Source organism: Limnobacter thiooxidans (genome assembly GCF_036323495.1).
Lineage (GTDB): Bacteria > Pseudomonadota > Gammaproteobacteria > Burkholderiales > Burkholderiaceae_B > Limnobacter > Limnobacter thiooxidans.
Genome location: NZ_AP028947.1, coordinates 849,527 through 868,260 on the forward strand (window position 1 = coordinate 849,527; position 18,734 = coordinate 868,260).

Consider the following 18,734-nt stretch of genomic DNA (forward strand, 5'->3'; position numbering starts at 1 on the left):
TTCGATGCGGTGATATTTGTCATTTTTTTCGGTTATTCTTAGGGCGTTATCTTTTACAGAGGTTCATCCTCCCGTATGTCAGAATCGAGTCCTTTGCAGGCCCCCGGCAAAAAAGAAAGGGGCCTGCTAGAACGCCTTTCCTCCCTGTTGTTACGCGAACCCGAGGACAGGGAACAACTGTTAGAGGTTTTGCAGCAGGCCCATGAGCGAAACCTGCTGGACGCAGACGCACTCTCCATGATTGAAGGTGTCATGCAGGTCAGTGATTTGGCCGCAGGCGACATCATGGTGCCCCGGGCCCAAATGGATGCCATCAACGCAGAAGACTCCATTGATGAAATCGTGGCGTTTGCCGTTGAAAAAGCCCATTCCCGTTTTCCAGTGTATGAAGGCGAGCGCGACAACGTTATCGGTGTCTTATTGGCCAAAGATTTGTTACGCATTCACGCCAACGCCGAGGTCAATCTTCGGGACATGTTGCGCCCAGCGGTATTTATTCCGGAAAGCAAGCGTTTGAATGTGTTGCTCCATGATTTCCGGCTCAACCGCAACCACATTGCGCTGGTAGTTGATGAATATGGCGGTGTGGCTGGCTTGGTGACCATCGAGGATGTGCTTGAGCAAATCGTGGGCGATATTGAAGACGAATACGATTTTGATGAGGAAGCCGACAACATCATCAGCCTGGGTGGTGACCAGTTGGGTCGCTACCGAGTGAAAGCGTTGACCACCATTGACCAGTTCAATGAAACCTTTGGCACCTTCTATTCGAATGAGCATGCAGATACCTTGGGTGGCTTGTTGACTGATCACTTGGCTCGCCTGCCTGTTCGCGGCGATGTCGTAGACCTGCCGCCATTCCGTTTTGCAGTTTTACGGGCCGATGCCCGTCAGGTTCATTTGCTGAAAGTGGAACGCATTGAAGAACCTTCCGATCACCCCGTAGATTCCTTGGTGGCCGCGCAGTCGCTTCCGCCCGACAGGCTATCCTGATGCTGGCTTTCTTCGTGGGGGCCGCACTGGGTGCGCCGTGGGTGCTGTCATTTGCGCCCATGTCACTTTGGTGGCTGGGCCTGCTGCTGGTGTCGGTGCTGCCCTTTGTGACGCTTCGAACAAGCAGGCCAATCTTGGCTGGCTTGGCCTTCGGTTGGTCGGCTTACGGGGTGGGGGTGTCCTGGCTGCACATCAGTTTGCACACCTATGGTGGCCTGCCTTCAATTCTGGCTTGGGCGGCCATTGCCGCGTTCACTTTTTACCTGGCTATTTTCCCGGCGCTTGCATTGTGGGCTTACGCCCGGTTTTCTGCGCCTGCTCAATCGGCAAATGGCGCCGTGTTCAATGCCTTGTTGTGGGCTGCACTGTGGACATTTTTTGAGTGGGCTCGTGGCACTTTCATGACCGGTTTTGCCTGGTTGGGTTTGGGTGATTCCTTAGTGGATTCGCCGTTCGCTGGCCTTTTGCCCTGGGCAGGCAGCCATGGCAGCTTGTTTATTCTGATGGTGTTGGGGCATCTGGGTGTGTCGTTGTTGCTGCAGCGCAAAGCGCGCATTGCGATGGCCCTTGCCAGCGGTTCTCTTTGTGTATTTCTGCTGATTCAATTGCCTGTTCACACTCAAAGCGCGGGCCAACTGCCCGTGGTCGGCGTTCAAACAAATGTTGACCAAAGCATCAAATTTGATCCCGACCTGATTGTGTCCAACATGCAAAAAGCCTTTGCCTTGGGCGATTTAGCCAAACAGCGCCTGGCGGATACGGGTGGATTGCTGGTGTTTCCGGAAACCGTCAACCCTTTGGTGTGGACTGACACGCCCGTGGAATGGCAAACTCGCTTTCGCGATTTCGCAGTGCCAGGGCACACCACGGTCATCATGGGCTCTGCCATTCAAGAAGATACGCGGTATTTCAATTCCATCGTCATGTTCAATGGCGATGAAGCCCTCGAAGACCTGGCTGTTCCCAGCGTACGCCACGACAAACGTCACCTGGTGCCTTTTGGCGAGTTCATTCCCTTGGGGTTCAAGTGGTTTGTGGCCATGTTGAACATGCCCATGGGGGAATTCACATCGGGTTCCGGGCCACTGCAGCCTTTCGTGGTGAAAGGCAATGCACTGGCGTCCACGGTGTGTTACGAAGACATTTTCAGTGGTGAGTTTGCAGGTTTGGTTGCCAAATCTACCCAAGAACCAACAGCATTTGTCAACCTGAGCAATCTTGCCTGGTTTGGCCAATCCTGGGCCTTGGATCAACATGCACAGATGGGCCGAACCCGTTCGGCCGAGCACAGAAAACCTGGGTTGCGTGTCACCAACACCGGTTTGTCTGGTCTAGTGGACGAATACGGGCAATGGACGACACGGGTAGAATCTGGCCAGTCCAAGGTCTGGGCTGGGCAAATTGAAGGCCGCCTGGGGCAAACCTTCTTTGCAAAGTGGGGCGATCGGTTGTGGTTTTCAATTTGGGGAGCAGTCCTTCTACTGCTGTGCGTGCGTGAATGGCGCTTGAAGGCTTACAATAGAGCCCATTAAATAAATCTGAAAAGCCGCACAGCCATGTCAATTAGTCCAATCAACGAAATTGTTGAAGAAATGCGCGCGGGTCGCATGGTCATTCTGGTCGACGAAGAAGACCGTGAAAACGAGGGCGACCTTGTGCTCGCAGCCGATTTCGTGACCCCCGAAGCCATCAATTTCATGGCCAAGTACGGCCGTGGACTGATTTGCCTCACCCTGACCGAAGCACGCTGCCGTGAATTGGGTTTGCGCCCGATGGTGGCTGCCAACGGTTCGTCTCACGGTACCAACTTCACAGTGTCCATCGAGGCGGCTGAAGGCGTGTCAACCGGCATCTCCGCTGCCGATCGTTCCCACACCATCCGTGTGGCAGTCAACAAGAATTCAAAAGCCGAAGACCTGGTGCAGCCTGGCCACGTGTTTCCGCTGACCGCCGTCAATGGTGGCGTGCTGATGCGGGCCGGTCACACCGAGGCCGGTTGCGACCTGTCTGCCATGGCTGGTTTGAGCCCAGCTTCCGTGATTTGCGAAATCATGAAAGACGACGGCACAATGGCCCGCTTGCCCGACCTGGTCGAGTTTGCCCGCGAACACAATTTGAAAATCGGCACCATTGCTGACCTGATTCAATACAGAAGCACCAAGGAATCGCTGATTGAGCGCATGCATGAGCGTGTCATCGACACTGTGCAGGGCCAGTTCAAATGTATTTCGTATCGCGACAAACCAACAGGCAGCGCCCATTTCGCGCTGGTGTATGGTCAGTTGAATCCTGATACAGAAGCCCTGGTGCGTGTGCATGAACCCACCTCGTTGATTGATTTCCTGGAAGTGAACCTGTCGGAACATTCATTCTCGATTCCCGCCGCGATGAAACGAATCGTCGAAGAAGGTTCAGGTGTCATCGTGCTGCTGAATTGCGACGTGTCGTCCGACCGCTTGTTGGGCCAGTTCGCCTCGCTGGATGAAATCGAACAGCGTGGTACCACGGCGCGCAAGGGCGCGGGTTCCAGCCCAGACCTGCGCACCTATGGAATCGGCGCGCAGATCTTGCGTGAACTGGGCGTGAACAAAATGAAATTGCTGTCCCGACCACGGAAAATGCCGAGCATGACCGGGTTTGATTTGGAAGTATCAGGTTATGTCAACGGAGAAACGAAATGAGCAACAGTCCAGGAAGTGTGCCTGCTAATTTGAATGGCGATGGCATTCGTGTGGGTGTGGTTCAGGCCCGCTTCAACGAAGAAATTACCAATGGCCTGTGGGCAGCGTGTTGCAGCGAGTTGCTGCGTTTGGGAGTGCTCAACGAGGACATCCTCCACATTACTGTGCCCGGCGCGATGGAAATTCCAATTGCCTTGCAACGCTTGGCCTTTTCCGGTGAATTTGACGCCTTGGTAGCCTTGGGTGCAGTGGTCAAGGGCGACACCTATCACTTTGAAATCGTGTGCGCAGAAAGCGCGCGTGGTATTTCCAGCGTTGCCTTGGCGCACGACGTGCCCGTGGTGAACATGGTTCTGACTACCTACACCGAAGACCAGGCCATCGAGCGCATTGAAGACAAAGGCGTTGATGCTGCCCGGGCAGCAGTTGAAATGGGCAATCTCATGATGACGCTCGATGACAACTTGCCTGGTGCAGACGATGAGGTCGAAGACGATGAGTGAAGTGGGTAAGCCTGATTCAGGAAAAAGACAGGGACACACTCGTAACGCGCGCCGCCGTTCGCGAGAATTGGCTGTACAGGGCTTGTACCAGTGGTTTCTCAATCCTAGTGAAGTGGGTGAAATTGATGCACACATTCGCGATGCGCCTGGTTTCGACAAGGCTGACCGTGAACACTACGAGTCGCTCTTGCATGGCTCCGTGCATCACCTTGAAAGTTTGATGCAACAAATTCAGCCTTTTGTTGACCGTCCATGGATCGATCTCAGCCCTGTTGAAAAAGCAGTGTTGGTGTTGGCCAGTCACGAAATGAACACCCATCCCGAGATTCCTTACCGGGTGGTAATCAACGAAGCTGTCGAACTCACCAAAACCTTTGGTGGTACCGACGCATTCAAGTTCGTCAACGGTGTATTGGACAAGGTGGCGGCACAAGCGCGCGACACGGAAATCAAGGCACAGTCCAACGTTCAGCCAGACTGAGCACAATACAGGGAGAGGCGTGGAGTTCGACCTCATTCACCGACACTTTGCTACACCGTTTTCCGCCCTTGCCCAAGCAAACGGCGGAACGGTGATCGCGGGTATCGGTGACGACTGTGCCGCTTTGCGGCCCGCCGCCAATCATGTGTTGTACGTGTCTACTGACACCCTGGTTGAGTCAGTCCATTTCTTCACGACCGATGTTCCAGCGGTGGTTGGCTGGAAGTCCCTGGTGTCCAATTTGTCCGACCTTGCAGCCTGTGGTGCAAACCCCTTGGGGTTTACCTTGAACCTCAGCTTGCCTCATGTCGAGGAGGCTTGGTTGGCGAGCTTTTCAAGTGGACTTCTTGAAGCGGCCGCTCAGTACAACTGTCCATTGGTCGGCGGTGACACGACCTCGGCCGGTACTAATCTTCTCAAAACCATTTCCATTACAGTATTTGGCCAAGCCGTTGGTACTCACACGGGTTTTCACAGGTCGCTTGCACGCGCGGATGATGAGGTCTGGGTCAGTGGTACACCAGGCCTTGCCCGACTTGGACTTCTGCTGGAATACCAGTGCCGCGGACAGCTTGACCGGTGTTGCGAACCTTCCAGTCTGCAGCGCGTTGAAGCTTTGCTGGGCGTTTTGCCAGAGGCTTTGAAAAATTCCGCATGTCAGGCTCTGCAACGTCCATTGCCCCGACTTGAACTGGGGCAGCGACTCCACGGTGTGGCGCGTGCCTGCCTGGATTTGTCTGATGGCTTGAGTGGTGACTTGCTCCACATCACCAAAGCCAGCAACTTGCGTGCTGTTTTGTCACTGACTGCTTTGCAAGCCTTGTGGCTGAGGAAATGGCCTGAACTGTCGGAACATATCGATGCCGACAGTTTGTTGGAAACTCTGGTGTTCACTACCCTTGAGGGCGGCGATGACTTTGAACTGTGCTGGACCTGCCCGTCAGGGCAACGCGCGGCAAAAGTCGCTGCGGGTGTAGCGCAAAGTTGCGTGGGCAAGCTGGAAGCTGGGGAGGGCGTCTGGCTGATGCAGCATCAAGACAGTGAACCCATCCGTTTGGAATCCCGATCGTATGTTCATTTCTCTCAAGGGCTGACGTGAATCCAGTCTTTCCCAAACGCCCTACCTGGCGCTTTATGATGTCTCACCCTGCGCACCTGTTCGCGCTGGGCTTTGGCAGTGGCTTGGCCTGGTTCTTACCCGGTACATTCGGCACCCTGTTGGGTTGGTTGTTGTATGTGTGGATGGATCCCCATCTGCAGGATGCGCAATGGGCCTTGGTTATTCTTGGTGCCTTTGCTCTGGGTGCAGTGTGTTGCCAGATGACTGGCAAAGCGTTGGGGGTAATCGATCATGGTGGTATTGTCTGGGATGAAATTGTTGCAATCTGGGTGGTGTTGCTCGTCGCTTCGGCGCAGTTTCAAAGTCCGCTTGCCCAGTTGGGTTGTGTTCTCCTTTTCAGGTTTTTTGACATGGTCAAACCGCCGCCCATACGTTGGTTTGACCGTCACTGGAAAAATGGGTTTGGTGTCATGTTTGATGACATCGTTGCAGCCTTCATGACGCTGTTAACTCTCGCCGTTTATACGCACTTCGTTCACTGATTTGACGGAGATCCTTTGTGAGTCATTCTATTAACCCCTTACTGATTCAAATCGCCGGCAGTTTTAATGCGGCTGGCGCGAAACTCGGCGTTGTGGAGTCCTGCACTGGTGGTGCCATCGGTGCGGCGCTAACCAGCATCGCCGGCTCCAGCGACTGGTTTGAGGGTGGCTTGATTACTTACTCGAACAGGGTCAAGAGCAAATCGGTTTATGTACGTGAGTCCACACTGGATCAGCACGGCGCGGTCAGCGAAGAGTGTGTGAAGGAAATGGCCAATGGTGGCATGATCGCCCTGGGCGTTGATTGCTGCCTGTCCGTGTCCGGGATTGCCGGGCCCGGCGGTGGCTCGGTGGACAAGCCTGTGGGCACTGTGTGGTTTGGCTTGGCCGTCCGGCACCAGTCGATCGAGGCTTATCACTTTGTATTTGCAGGCGACCGGGAATCCGTGCGCGCTCAGGCGGTACAAGAAGGGTTAACCATTCTATCGAATGTGTCACTCAAAAAGGCTGTATAGATTTACAGTAAAAGTTGTGCAATAATCCGAACATCGAAACCCAATTTAGTTGAAGGCAACCATGGAAGATCTCAGAACCAAGAACCAGTCCTCGGAAAAAGTGAAGGCATTGGCCGCCGCGCTTAGCCAGATTGAAAAGCAGTTTGGCAAAGGCAGCATCATGCGGTTCGGCGAAAACGAGGTTATCGATGACATTCAGTCTGTTTCAACTGGTTCCTTGGGGCTTGATGTAGCGCTTGGTATCGGCGGTTTACCCCGCGGCCGGGTTGTTGAGATTTATGGTCCTGAATCATCAGGCAAAACTACCCTCACTTTGCAGGTCATTGCGGAAATGCAGAAGCTGGGCGGTACCTGTGCCTTCATCGATGCCGAACATGCGCTTGACGTGCAATACGCTGCCAAGTTGGGCGTCAATCTGCCTGACCTGCTGATTTCCCAGCCCGATACGGGAGAGCAAGCACTAGAAATCGTGGACGCGCTGGTGCGTTCTGGATCTGTTGATCTGGTTGTCATCGACTCTGTTGCCGCATTGACACCCAAAGCGGAAATTGAAGGCGATATGGGCGATTCCTTGCCCGGTTTGCAGGCCCGCCTGATGAGCCAGGCACTGCGCAAATTGACGGCCAACATCAAGCGTACCAATTGCCTTGTGGTCTTTATTAACCAGATCCGCATGAAAATTGGCGTCATGTTTGGTAGTCCTGAAACCACCACAGGTGGTAACGCCCTGAAGTTTTACGCCTCAGTTCGTCTGGATATTCGACGGGTTGGTTCCATCAAAAAAGGGGACGAAGTCATTGGCAGTGAAACGCGGGTGAAGGTGGTCAAGAACAAGGTCAGTCCGCCATTCAAACAGGCCGAATTCGATATTCTGTATGGTCAGGGCACTTCCCGCGAGGGTGAGGTGGTGGATCTGGGTGTATTGCACGGTTTTGTCGACAAGGCGGGTGCCTGGTATTCCTACAACGGCGAGAAAATCGGGCAGGGTAAAGACAATGCTCGCGACTTCCTGAAGGCGAATCCGGCTATGTCTGCTGAAATCGAGAACAAGATTCGTGAAAAGCTTGGTGTTCGTCTCCTCGATGCAGCAGCTCAAGCGCCGGTGGCAAAAAAGAAGAATGAAGTCGAAGACAGCGAGTAATTCAAGTTCCTCCGCAACCAAGGGCCCTAAAAAGCCTTTGGGTTCGGCCAAGTCAAAAGCGGTGTCATTGCTTGCCCGGCGCGAACACAGCCAATCTGAATTGCGAGCCAAGTTGTTGCAACGAGGCTATTCCACGGATGAAGTGGAGCAGGCCATTCAGTGGGCTAACTCCCACCAGTTTCAATCGGATGAACGTTTCAAGCTTAGTTTGTTCAGGCGGCGCGCGCCCACCTTCGGTGATCGTGCAATTTCCGCTGAATTGGGGCAGCATGGTTTGGGTGATCTCAAATCAATGGAGCCGGCGCAAGAGAATGACATTCCTCTCGAATCTGAAGAAGACCGCGCTTACGACTGGATCAAGCGCCGACAACACGCGGGTTTGCAGCAACTTTTCGGTGAAGAGACCTGTTCCACCCCTCAAGATGAAATGGCACTGAAAGCGAAAGTATTTCGGGGTCTGTCGTCGCGTGGGTTTGAATTTGGCAACATCGATCGTGCGTGGCGTCGTATTTTAGCTGAGTTCAAATCCAATGCGTGATATTATCCTCCCCGGCTTATGTGTTTCCATAGAAGTGATAGTCTAGTTTAATAACGAAGCGTTATTCAACGACACAAGAAGCAAAGAAAGAGATGGATAAAACCCTTCACAGCATGCCCGTCATGCCTTGTCCTTGCCTCGGCTCTACGTCCGAGAACCCGCTTGCGCTGTCACGCGAAAAAAACACTCTCCACTTTACGATGTTGTCAGTTCAGCCGCCTTGTCGCGTCTAGCCGATTTGCATTAACTTTCCCAGCAAGGAATTCAAATGAAGATTCACGAGTATCAAGGCAAGGAAATTCTGAAGAAATACGGCGTGGCTGTGCCCACCGGTTATCCCTGTTTTTCAGTCGATGAGGCTCTTGCAGCCGCTGAAAAACTGGGCGGACCGGTGTGGGTTGTGAAAGCCCAGATTCACGCGGGTGGCCGCGGCAAGGGCGGTGGCGTGAAAGTCGCCAAGAGCATGGACGATGTGAAAACTTATGCAGGCCAAATTCTGGGCATGCAGTTGATCACCCACCAAACTTCAGCGGAAGGTCAGAAGGTAAGCCGTTTGCTGGTTGAGGAAGGTGCAGACATCAAGAAAGAATATTACCTGGGCATGGTTGTTGACCGCGTTACGCAGCGTGTGTGTGTCATGGCCTCCAGCGAAGGTGGCATGGACATTGAAGAAGTGGCCGAGCACACCCCGGAATTGATTCACAAGGTGTACGTCGATCCGGTTGCCGGTCTGACTGATGCTGAAGCTGATGATCTGTCCACAAAAATTGGAATTCCTGCGGCTTCTGTTGCCAAAGCACGTGTGGCTTTGCAGGGGCTGTACAAGGCATTCTGGGAGACAGACGCCAGCCTGGCCGAAATCAACCCCCTTATTCTGACGGGTTCAGGCGACATCATTGCGCTGGACGCCAAGCTGAACTTTGATTCCAACGCACTGCACCGCCACCCCGAAATCGTGGCGCTGCGTGACCTCGATGAAGAAGACCCAGCAGAAATCGAAGCCAGCAAGTTTGATTTGAGCTACATCAGCCTGGACGGCAACATTGGTTGCCTGGTCAACGGTGCTGGCTTGGCCATGGCCACCATGGACACGATCAAGTTGTTTGGTGGCGAGCCTGCAAACTTCCTGGATGTTGGCGGTGGTGCAACCACCGAGAAAGTGACAGAAGCTTTCAAGATCATGTTGAAAAACCCCAACCTGAAAGCCATTCTGGTCAATATCTTTGGCGGCATCATGCGTTGCGATGTGATCGCTGACGGTGTTGTGGCGGCGTCAAAGGCAGTGGGCTTGACTGTGCCGCTGGTTGTGCGCATGAAGGGCACCAACGAAGATTTGGGCAAGAAAATTCTTGCTGAATCCGGCTTGCCTATTATTGCTGCCAACACCATGGGTGAGGCCGCACAAAAAGTGGTGGCTGCGACCCAGGGCGCTTAAGCCTTCGGTGCAGTGTATTTGACAGCCATCCAACACGATTGAAAGCAACCCCTGTTGAATGGGGTTGCCACTAAAAAGGATTTTGACAATGTCTATTCTGATTAACAAAGACACCAAGGTAATCACGCAGGGTATTACCGGGAAAACAGGCCAGTTTCACACACGCATGTGCCGTGAATACGCCAACGGAAAAAACTGTTTCGTAGCGGGTGTGAACCCCAAGAAAGCTGGTGAGGACTTTGAAGGTGTGCCAATTTACGGCACCGTGGCCGACGCGAAAAAGCAGACAGGTGCCAACGCATCCGTTATTTATGTTCCACCTCCCTTCGCTGCTGCTGCAATCTGGGAAGCTGTGGAAGCAGACCTGGACCTCGTGATTTGTATCACTGAAGGTATTCCAGTGCGCGACATGATGGAAGTGCGTGAGCGCATGCGTCGTGAAGGTCGTAAAACCATTCTGGTTGGCCCAAACTGCCCTGGTGTGATCACTCCTGATGAAATCAAGATCGGCATCATGCCCGGTCACATTCACAAGAAAGGCCGCATCGGTGTGGTGTCCCGTTCAGGAACGCTGACCTATGAAGCCGTTGGTCAATTGACTGAATTGGGCCTGGGTCAGTCCACCGCTGTGGGCATTGGTGGTGACCCTGTGAATGGCTTGAAGCACATCGAAGTGATGCGCCTGTTCAACGAAGATCCTGACACGGACGCAGTGGTCATGATCGGCGAAATCGGTGGCAGCGACGAAGAAGAAGCCGCGTTGTGGGTCAAGGACAACATGAAGAAGCCGGTTGTGGGCTTCATCGCTGGTGTAACCGCACCTCCCGGAAAACGCATGGGCCATGCTGGTGCGATTATTTCTGGCGGCAAGGGCACTGCCCAGGAAAAACTGGCCATCATGGAAGAGTGCGGTATCACCGTCACCAAAGACCCATCCGTGATGGGTCAGTTGCTGAAGAAAGCCATCGGCGCCTGATTTTCATTCGGTAGTTTACCCAGCCTGCTTCTGTAGGTCGGGCTAAAGACAAACACCCCATTATTCACTCTGAATGGTGGGGTGTTTGTTTTTAACTCCTGTGGGGGTTTTTCCTGCCCACCGAACATCGAAGAATGGGCATTCAACACCACTCCGATGTGAGGAATGCTCAAATGAATACTCTGATGACGTTTAAACGGCCTAAAAATGCCAAAGGTTTTACCTTGATTGAATTGATGATTGCCATTGCAATTGTGGGTGTGCTGGCGGCTATTGCTGTACCGGCATTTTCAAACTACTTGGCGCGCGCCCGAATTGCGGAAGCCATCAATTATGCACAAAGCTGCAAGACCGGTTACATGGAATACTATGCAACCAGTGGTACTTTGCCCACCAGCAACGACGAGGCCAACTGCCCCACCATCACCACTGACAATGTTCAAGCGGTTACCATCACCTCGGGCACAGGCGCGGCAGGTGCGCCGGCCATTCGGGTTCAATTGGTCAACGCGGCCCCCTTGCCCAATGATGTTCGAAACCATGTGATCGTGATTCAACCGTTGGATCCGAGCAATGGCTTGGTGGACATCGGCGAGAGAATAGAAAACTGGCGCTGTTCGTTGACCACAACTGGCGGGGCCGCCGCAGCAGCCAATGTACGGGAATTCGTCCCCGCCATTTGCCGCAATTCTGTGGCAACAAGCTAATTACAGCGCATCAAAATCGCTTTTGCCACCGCGCTTCTCCAGCAAGCGCGTGTCACGCATCACCATGCCTTTGTCAATCGCTTTGAGCATGTCGTAAATGGTGAGAAGCCCTACCTGAACACCGGTCAGGGCTTCCATTTCCACCCCTGTTTTTCCAACTGTTTGCGCCGTGCAGGTGCAGCGCACTTCACAGGCCTCGTCATCCAGCTCAAAATCAACTGCCAGTCGGGTCAAGGGCAGGGGGTGACACAATGGAATCAAATCAGAAGTGCGCTTCGCGCCTTGAATGGCCGCAATTCGAGCTACACCCAACACATCACCTTTCTTGCTGCTTCCTGCTTTCAAGACCGCGTAGGCTTGAGCACCCAGTTGAATCGTGCCGATGGCTACGGCCTTGCGTTCTGTTTCATTTTTGCCGCCCACATCCACCATGTGTGCATTGCCTTCCTGATCAAAATGTGTCAAACCGGTCATACTTTTACTCCATCCATGCATTCTTGTTAAGCTTATCGGTGGGAGTCACTTACCGAACGTCACTTACCGAACGTCATTTACCCAACTTTACTCAAGAATGCACCTGTGGTTCTTGAAGTTGGTTGAACTTGTTTTTCATCGCGCTATCATACCTACACTACCACCGCAAAAAGCCCGACATGCGTTTTGATTTTCGTAAAAGTGTTGCAAGTACCCTGTGCAGTGTCTTGATGCTGTCTTCATCGCTTTCGCCTGCAGTGTACGCGGATGGGTTAAGCAACTTGCCCAGTTTGGGCGATGCAGGTGGTGCTGAACTCTCTGTTCAGGATGAACGGCGTTTGGGCGCACTGATCATGAAAGATTACCGCACCTTTGGCGCGGTGAATACGGATCCAGAGGTGACGGGCTACATCAGCAGACTGGGTAACAAGATTATTCAAGCTGCCTCGGAATCACCTTCCAACTTCGAGTTTTTCCTGGTCACCGACAAATCAGTCAATGCTTTTGCCATGCCGGGTGGTTACATCGGTGTGCACACCGGGCTGATTGCTGCATCTCAAACCGAGTCTGAATTGGCTTCTGTGTTGGCCCACGAAGTAGGGCACGTCACCCAACGGCATATTGCCCGCCGGTTTGGACAGCAAAGGCAAAGCAGCCTGGTGGCGACAGCGGCCATGATTGCGGCCTTGCTGGTCGCAGGTTCCAACCCGCAAGCTGCGACTGGCCTGATGGCTGCGGGCGCAGGTTACTCGATTGATCAGCAATTGTCCTTTTCACGGGATGCGGAGCGGGAAGCAGACCGGGTCGGTTTCCTGACGCTTCAGCAAGCAGGTTTTGATACTCAAGGGATGGTCGACTTTTTTGGACGTTTGCAATCGGCTTCCCGACTGTATGAAAACAACGCGCCATCGTATCTGCGTACCCACCCACTCACCACCGAACGAATTGCGGACATTCGAAATAGGGCCGGGCTTGAAAGCAAGCCTGCGCGCAACCTGAAGCAGGAAAGCCTGGGGTTTGAGCTGATCAGGGTCAAGGCGCTTGTATTTGCTGAAAGAAGCAACCAGCAATTGGCAGATCGGTTGCGAACCTTTGAATCGGCCAATGAGCAGGACGGCATCAAGGACCCAGCAGCATTGATGTATGGCCGCTCCTTGGTATTGAACGCCATGGGCAAGAAACAGGACGCTTTGGTTGCTGGTGAAAAGGCGATTGAATTGTACAAGGCCGGCCAGCCAGTCATCAAAAAATCAGAAGTGCCCTTGTTGTTGCAAAGTCAGCGCATGCGCATGGCCATGGATTTAAGTTTGCCTTTGGCGATGGCGCCGCTTGATCAACGGCCGGTTCGCGACCGGTCTGCCTTGAATGCCAAGGAAACGGTACTGTTGGGGCAATTGACTGAGCTGCGCAACGAATTCAGAAATGAGATGTCGGTGCGTTTGATGTATGCAGAGGGTTTGCAGCGCTTGGGCCTGTTTGCTGAATCGGATGTGTACTTGAAAGATTTGTCGCAAGCCTATCGATCAGTACCCGAAGTTTTTGACTTGCTGGCACAAAGCGCACTGGCGTTGCGCAGGCCAGCTGACCATCACATGGCGCTGGCACAATCGTACAACATTCGCGGGGCTTACCTTCCCGCCATTGAGCAGGCAGAAATTGCCAAGCGTTTCGCGAGTGACAATTATTACCTGCTTGCAGAGATTGACGCCAAACAACGTGAATACAAGCGCAAGGCAGATGCCGAGCGCGAGTTTACGAAGTTTGGCAATTGATTGATCCCGGCGGTCGCCGGAAATCAGTTGTGGTGACGGTCGCTGACCCGCTGAACTTCATTGGCTGAGCCCAGCATCACCGCGCACCGCTGGTGCAGGTCGGTGGGTTGAATGTCCAGTATGCGTTGCGTGGCATCAAAGCTTTTGCCGCCCGCCTGTTCCACCAAAAGGCTCATCGGGTTGGCTTCGTACATCAAGCGCAGCTTGCCCGGTTTGTTCGGGTCGCGCAGGTCTTTGGGATACATGAAAATACCGCCACGTGTCAGCACGCGGTGCACATCGGCCACCATGGATGCAATCCAGCGCATGTTGAAGTCTTTGCCCCGCACACCGGTTTTTCCTTCCAGCAATTCCGCAATATAGCCTTGCACAGGCGCATACCAGTGGCGCTGGTTCGACATGTTGATTGCAAATTCCTTGGTGTCTTCCGGAATGTCCATGCTTTCGCTGGTCTGGATGTATTCGCCGGCTTCCCGATCCAGGGTAAACGCCACAACGCCTTTGCCAAACGTCAGCACCAGCGATGTTTGGGGACCGTACACTACGTAACCTGCAGCCAGTTGCTCGGTACCCGGTTGCAGAAAACTCTCATTGGTAATCTCGCCCACATCAGGATTAGGCAAAACGGAAAAAATCGTGCCGATCGACACGTTAACATCAATGTTGCTGGATCCGTCCAGTGGATCGAACAAGACCAGAAAGGGCCTGTCCGAATGACCTGGCACTGGCGAGCAATCGTCCAGTTCCTCGGAGGCCATGCCAGCCACTACACCGGTGGCTGATAGGGCATCCAGAATCATGTCATTGGCGATGATGTCCAGTTTCTTCTGGGTTTCACCTTGCACGTTCTCAGAACCCGCACTTCCCAACACACCGCCCAAAGCACCTTTGTGCACTGCAGCCGAAATGGCTTGCGACACTTCTGCGATTGCAGAGATCAGCACATTCATGTGTGCATCCGTGTTGTGTTCCAGGTACTGCGCCAAATTCATGCTCATTCTTGTCCTCAGTTCAAATTCAAAATTAATGGGTGGCTGCGTCCAGCGCCTTGCCAATCACTTCGCGCACATCGGGCGAGAGTTTATCGGTGTTGAAAATACGCTCCAGTTGCACGCGTGCCTTGTCTTGGAGCAACGGTACCAGTTTGGTCCAGCGATCCAGCCCACGTGCCATGCGTGCCGCCACCTGCGGGTTGATGGTGTTCAGCTCGATGACCAGGTCGGCCCACAGTGCGTAGCCTTCACCCCCGTGATTGTGAAACACGCTGGGGTTCTGCATGGCGAAAGCAGCCAGTACTGAACGTGCACGATTTGGGTTCTTCAACGTGAACGCCGGGTGTTTTAGCAAATCGCGAATGATTTGAAGCGTGTCCGCATTCTCATTGCTGGCAGGTATTGTCGCCTGCAGCATGAACCACTTGTCAACTACCAATGGTTCCAGCTTGAAGCGCTCGAAAAAATCAGCCAGTTCTGCCGGTTTTTCAGCGCTGGTGTGGACCAGGTTGCTGAGTGCCGCCATGCGATCAGTCATGTTGTTCGCTTGGGCATACTGGGCCTGGGCAATTGCAAGTTCTTCTTCACTGCCCGCGGCCAGCAGATAGCTCAGGGCTACATTTTTCAAAGCCCGCTGGCTTGCAGCAATGGCGTTGTATTCGTAGGGCTGGCCATTCAGATTGCGTTCTGCATACAGTGCATTGAATTCGGCTGCATAGGTACAGGCCAGCAGGTCACGCAGTGTGGTGCGTGCAAAATGCATGGCAACCGGGTCAACCAGGCCTTCAAAAGCTTCCAGCAAGGTGCCTTCACCTGGCAGTTGCAACGCCAGGGCCAAAAATCCGTCTGACAACTGCGCATCCTGCAACAAGCTGCCAACGACTTGTACAGCCGCCTGTGTGTTTGCGCTGCCGGTGTCACCCGCAGACTTGTAAATGTCGACAATTGCTTTGCCGTAAACTTTCTGACAGGCATCCCAGCGATTGAATGGATCGTTGTCATGACCTGCCAGAAAAATCAGGTCTTCCGTGTTGTGCGCGGTGTGCAGAATCACCGGTGCAGAAAATCCGCGCAACAGCGAGGGCACAACCGGCTTGCTCAAACCCGTGAACACAAACGTTTCGCTGGCCTGCGTGAAGTCAAGGACATCTCCGTGCAAAGCAGCGGCGTTACTTTCAAGCACCAATGGCATGTCATTGCCACTGGCCACATCCACAAAGCCAAGTTTCACCGGGATGTGAAACGCGGGTTTTGTCGCCTGCCCAGGCGTGGGTCGGCAGCTTTGTTTCAGTGTCAGTTCAAGGCGGTCATCAGCCTGTTTCCAGCTTGCGAACACTTCGGGAGTACCTGCCTGCGCATACCAGTGCCTGAACTGTTTCAAATCCAGTTCTGGATGGGATTCCTGCAGTGCAGTTTCCATGGCAGCGACAAAGTCTTCACATGTCACAGCCTGTCCGTCGTGGCGGTCAAAATAAATCTTCATTCCGCGCTGAAACAGTGTTTCACCCAGCAGCGTATGCTGCATGCGAATGACTTCAGCACCTTTTTCGTACACGGTCACCGTGTAAAAGTTGTTGATTTCCTGGTAGCTGTCAGGCCGAATGGGGTGTGCCATGGGGCCTGCATCTTCTGGAAACTGGGCGGCCCTCAGTACCTTCACATCGTCAATTCGTTTTGCAGCGCGTGCTGATTCTGCCTGTTTTACATCCAATCCCTCGGCCATCATGTCCGCAGAAAATTCCTGGTCCCGAAACACGGTCAGGCCTTCTTTCAATGACAGTTGAAACCAGTCCCGGCAAGTGACCCGGTTGCCCGTCCAGTTGTGGAAGTATTCATGTCCCACTACGCTTTCTACATTCTCGAAGTCGACATCGGTTGCCAATTCGGGATTTGCGAATACAAACCGGGTATTGAAAATATTCAAGCCCTTGTTTTCCATCGCGCCCATGTTGAAGTCGGCGGTGGCCACAATCATGAAGCGGTCCAAGTCCAGGTCCAGCCCAAAACGTGAGCGATCCCAGTCGATGGATTTTTTCAGGCTTTGCATGGCGAAGTCTGTTTTGTCCAGGTTCCCTGGCTCTACCCATACTTGAAGAAGGGCAGGCTTCCCGTCGCCTTTTTGAATGGTTTCTTCCTGGCAAACAAAGCGCCCGGCCACCAAGGCAAACAGGTAAGCTGGTTTCGGAAACGGATCTTCCCAGCGGGTTTGGTGCAAACCATCGTCCAGCGACTTTTCCTCGATCAAGTTGCCATTGGACAGGCTAACCGGGTGCGTGGTTTTGTCGGCAATCAGGGTGACTGTGAATTGGCTCAGTACATCTGGGCGGTCGGGGAAATAGGTGATCCGTCGAAACCCCTGCGCCTCGCACTGCGTGAAAAAATTGCCGTTTGATACATACAAGCCTTCAAGGCGCGTGTTCTTGTCCGGTTGTATGTAAACCGTCAACTCAAGCAGACCTTCTCGTCCCGGGTTGTGAATGGTCAGGCCGGATGCGGTTTGCGTGTAGCTTTCGCTTGTGAGCTGTTTGCCATTCAGCAACACCTTTTCCAGTTCCAAGTCTTCGCCATCAAGTTCCAGCGGCAGGTTATCCGGGTTGGTTTCGCCCCAACTTTCGAACTGCAGGCGACTTTCCACCTTGGTACGCGAAGGGTTTAGCGTGAAGATCAAATCGGTACTTTTGATTCGATGGTTCGGCGCCGTGTAATCTTTGCGATAGAAGGTAATCGGTGCTTGTGCGTCTCTCATGCCGGAAAATCCTTGTTGCTGCGTGGTTTTGGCTTAGTGGTCGTGGCCGCAATCGGGCCCGTGCACGTGTTCATTCGAATGGTCGTGTGCGTGGCTGTGGTCATGATCGTGGTCACAACAATCATGGTGTTTGATCTCCGGCACGCTGATTTCCTGCATCGCTGCTGTAACGGTATCGAACTTCAGTTCAAAGTGTTCCAGCATGTGCATGCACTCGTGGCTCGCTACAACCCGCAGACCGTTTTCAGTTAACTGCACTGGCCAAAAGGCGAGGCCTGCCACATGCAGAAACTCCTCAAAGCCTTTTTGTCCTCTGCTCACCTCAAACAACTCTTCTGCAGCAGCGGCCACAATTGCCCATTCGTTGGTGTTGGACACCAGTTTGTCACCCACTTCCACCGTGTCGTGGAGGTGGCAAATCAGTGTGCTGCCATCAGTCGCCTTCACATCGTGAGGTACTTCCTGGCGTTCATCGAATGTCAGCTCAATGGTTTTTGCATTGCGAAGCAGTACGGAAGCCACTTTGTGCTCCGCTTTCACAACCTTGTTGTAAACCACGGCATGGTTGTGGCCGCAATCCGGGCCATGTTCATGTGGGTGGTCATGATCGTGATCGTGGTTGTGATCGTGCGAGTGCTCTGCGCTCATGGCTAATCCTTGGGTGTGTTGTGTATTTCTCAGTTGCTGAAGTTAGTCGCGGAAGTTTTCGAAACCCAGCGGTGTTTCAGTCACTTTCTGTTTCAGCAGCGCGATTGCACCTTGCAGGTCGTCACGTTTGGCACCTTGAATGCGAACCGTGTCGCCCTGGATGCTGGCCTGCACTTTCATCTTGCTGTCCTTGATTTCCTTGACCACTTGTTTGGCCAAGTCTTTGTCCAGACCGTTTTTGACCGTCACGGTTTGTTTGATCTTATCGCCCGACATTTTTTCTTTTTTGTCGAACACCAGGAACCGAACATCCACATTGCGTTTGGCGCACTTGTTGCGAATGATTTCAGCAACCTGCTCAAGTTTGAAGTCATCGTCGGCGAACACCAGAATGGTGTTTTCATTCAATTCGACCTTGGAATCGGAGCCCTTAAAGTCAAAGCGCGTACCAATTTCCTTGTTCACCTGATCCACTGCATTGCGCAATTCGATCAAGTCCGGTTTGCAGACCACATCAAAAGACGGCATAG

At 53.2% G+C, this 18,734-nt stretch carries 19 protein-coding genes; 14 read left to right on the top strand and 5 right to left on the bottom strand.

From position 1 onward, the window contains the following. The first annotated feature begins 75 nt into the window (after window positions 1-75). The 13 genes from RGQ30_RS03850 to RGQ30_RS03910 all read left to right on the top strand — a co-directional run bounded on the left by RGQ30_RS03850 (window position 76) and on the right by RGQ30_RS03910 (window position 11,572). On the top strand, window positions 76-993 hold the full coding sequence (locus RGQ30_RS03850) for an HlyC/CorC family transporter (protein WP_130558241.1): 918 nt from the start codon (window positions 76-78) through the stop codon (window positions 991-993). After that, complete coding sequence (gene lnt, locus RGQ30_RS03855) at window positions 993-2,525, top strand: apolipoprotein N-acyltransferase (RefSeq protein ID WP_130558240.1); 1,533 nt, start codon at window positions 993-995, stop codon at window positions 2,523-2,525. Before RGQ30_RS03850 ends, lnt begins: the two co-directional genes overlap by 1 nt. A 24-nt stretch (window positions 2,526-2,549) precedes the next feature. Continuing rightward, window positions 2,550-3,674 carry a bifunctional 3,4-dihydroxy-2-butanone-4-phosphate synthase/GTP cyclohydrolase II gene (gene ribBA, locus RGQ30_RS03860; protein ID WP_130558239.1) on the top strand — a complete coding sequence of 375 codons (1,125 nt, stop codon included), beginning with the start codon at window positions 2,550-2,552 and terminating at the stop codon, window positions 3,672-3,674. Continuing rightward, window positions 3,671-4,177 carry a 6,7-dimethyl-8-ribityllumazine synthase gene (gene ribH, locus RGQ30_RS03865; RefSeq protein WP_130558238.1) on the top strand — a complete coding sequence of 169 codons (507 nt, stop codon included), beginning with the start codon at window positions 3,671-3,673 and terminating at the stop codon, window positions 4,175-4,177. The genes ribBA and ribH overlap by 4 nt, the downstream gene beginning before the upstream one ends. Further along, window positions 4,170-4,658, top strand: coding sequence for a transcription antitermination factor NusB (gene nusB / locus RGQ30_RS03870; RefSeq protein WP_130558722.1), 489 nt, complete (start codon window positions 4,170-4,172; stop codon window positions 4,656-4,658). Before ribH ends, nusB begins: the two co-directional genes overlap by 8 nt. A 19-nt stretch (window positions 4,659-4,677) precedes the next feature. After that, complete coding sequence (thiL, locus tag RGQ30_RS03875; protein ID WP_338284756.1) at window positions 4,678-5,757, top strand: thiamine-phosphate kinase; 1,080 nt, start codon at window positions 4,678-4,680, stop codon at window positions 5,755-5,757. 35 nt (window positions 5,758-5,792) lie between these two features. Beyond that, window positions 5,793-6,260, top strand: coding sequence for a phosphatidylglycerophosphatase A family protein (locus tag RGQ30_RS03880; RefSeq protein WP_130558236.1), 468 nt, complete (start codon window positions 5,793-5,795; stop codon window positions 6,258-6,260). 17 nt (window positions 6,261-6,277) lie between these two features. Continuing rightward, the gene (locus tag RGQ30_RS03885; protein WP_130558235.1) at window positions 6,278-6,775 is read left to right on the top strand and encodes a CinA family protein; all 498 of its coding nucleotides are present in this window, start codon (window positions 6,278-6,280) and stop codon (window positions 6,773-6,775) included. A 61-nt stretch (window positions 6,776-6,836) separates the two neighbouring features. Next, complete coding sequence (recA, locus tag RGQ30_RS03890; protein ID WP_130558234.1) at window positions 6,837-7,916, top strand: recombinase RecA; 1,080 nt, start codon at window positions 6,837-6,839, stop codon at window positions 7,914-7,916. Then, the gene (locus RGQ30_RS03895) at window positions 7,894-8,454 is read left to right on the top strand and encodes a regulatory protein RecX (RefSeq protein WP_338284759.1); all 561 of its coding nucleotides are present in this window, start codon (window positions 7,894-7,896) and stop codon (window positions 8,452-8,454) included. Before recA ends, RGQ30_RS03895 begins: the two co-directional genes overlap by 23 nt. 268 nt (window positions 8,455-8,722) lie before the next feature. Continuing rightward, window positions 8,723-9,889, top strand: a complete 1,167-nt coding sequence (sucC, locus tag RGQ30_RS03900) for an ADP-forming succinate--CoA ligase subunit beta (RefSeq protein ID WP_130558232.1) — start codon at window positions 8,723-8,725, stop codon at window positions 9,887-9,889. An 88-nt stretch (window positions 9,890-9,977) separates the two neighbouring features. Next, on the top strand, window positions 9,978-10,865 hold the full coding sequence (gene sucD, locus RGQ30_RS03905; protein WP_130558231.1) for a succinate--CoA ligase subunit alpha: 888 nt from the start codon (window positions 9,978-9,980) through the stop codon (window positions 10,863-10,865). A 173-nt stretch (window positions 10,866-11,038) separates the two neighbouring features. Then, a complete protein-coding gene (locus RGQ30_RS03910) occupies window positions 11,039-11,572 on the top strand; it encodes a pilin (RefSeq protein WP_338284760.1) in 534 nt (177 codons plus the stop codon). Here RGQ30_RS03910 and moaC read toward each other — a convergent pair whose 3' ends face one another. Next, window positions 11,573-12,046, bottom strand: coding sequence for a cyclic pyranopterin monophosphate synthase MoaC (gene moaC, locus RGQ30_RS03915; protein WP_130558229.1), 474 nt, complete (start codon window positions 12,044-12,046; stop codon window positions 11,573-11,575). A 230-nt stretch (window positions 12,047-12,276) separates the two neighbouring features. On the opposite strand from moaC, the gene RGQ30_RS03920 reads away from it, so the two are divergent. Continuing rightward, a complete protein-coding gene (locus RGQ30_RS03920) occupies window positions 12,277-13,818 on the top strand; it encodes a M48 family metallopeptidase (protein WP_338284762.1) in 1,542 nt (513 codons plus the stop codon). Between the two features lie 23 nt (window positions 13,819-13,841). On the opposite strand, the gene RGQ30_RS03925 is transcribed toward RGQ30_RS03920, so the two are convergent. From RGQ30_RS03925 to RGQ30_RS03940, 4 genes are read right to left on the bottom strand one after another with little or no spacing between them, the layout of a single operon-like run. After that, window positions 13,842-14,810, bottom strand: a complete 969-nt coding sequence (locus RGQ30_RS03925) for a class 1 fructose-bisphosphatase (RefSeq protein ID WP_298219177.1) — start codon at window positions 14,808-14,810, stop codon at window positions 13,842-13,844. 31 nt (window positions 14,811-14,841) lie between these two features. Then, window positions 14,842-17,556, bottom strand: coding sequence for an aminopeptidase N (pepN, locus tag RGQ30_RS03930; RefSeq protein ID WP_130558226.1), 2,715 nt, complete (start codon window positions 17,554-17,556; stop codon window positions 14,842-14,844). A gap of 33 nt (window positions 17,557-17,589) precedes the next feature. Then, window positions 17,590-18,204, bottom strand: a complete 615-nt coding sequence (locus RGQ30_RS03935) for a UreE family protein (protein ID WP_130558225.1) — start codon at window positions 18,202-18,204, stop codon at window positions 17,590-17,592. 42 nt (window positions 18,205-18,246) lie between these two features. Continuing rightward, entirely contained in the window at window positions 18,247-18,732 is a 486-nt protein-coding gene (locus tag RGQ30_RS03940; RefSeq protein WP_130558224.1) for a YajQ family cyclic di-GMP-binding protein, read from the bottom strand. Between the last annotated feature and the right edge of the window lie 2 nt (window positions 18,733-18,734).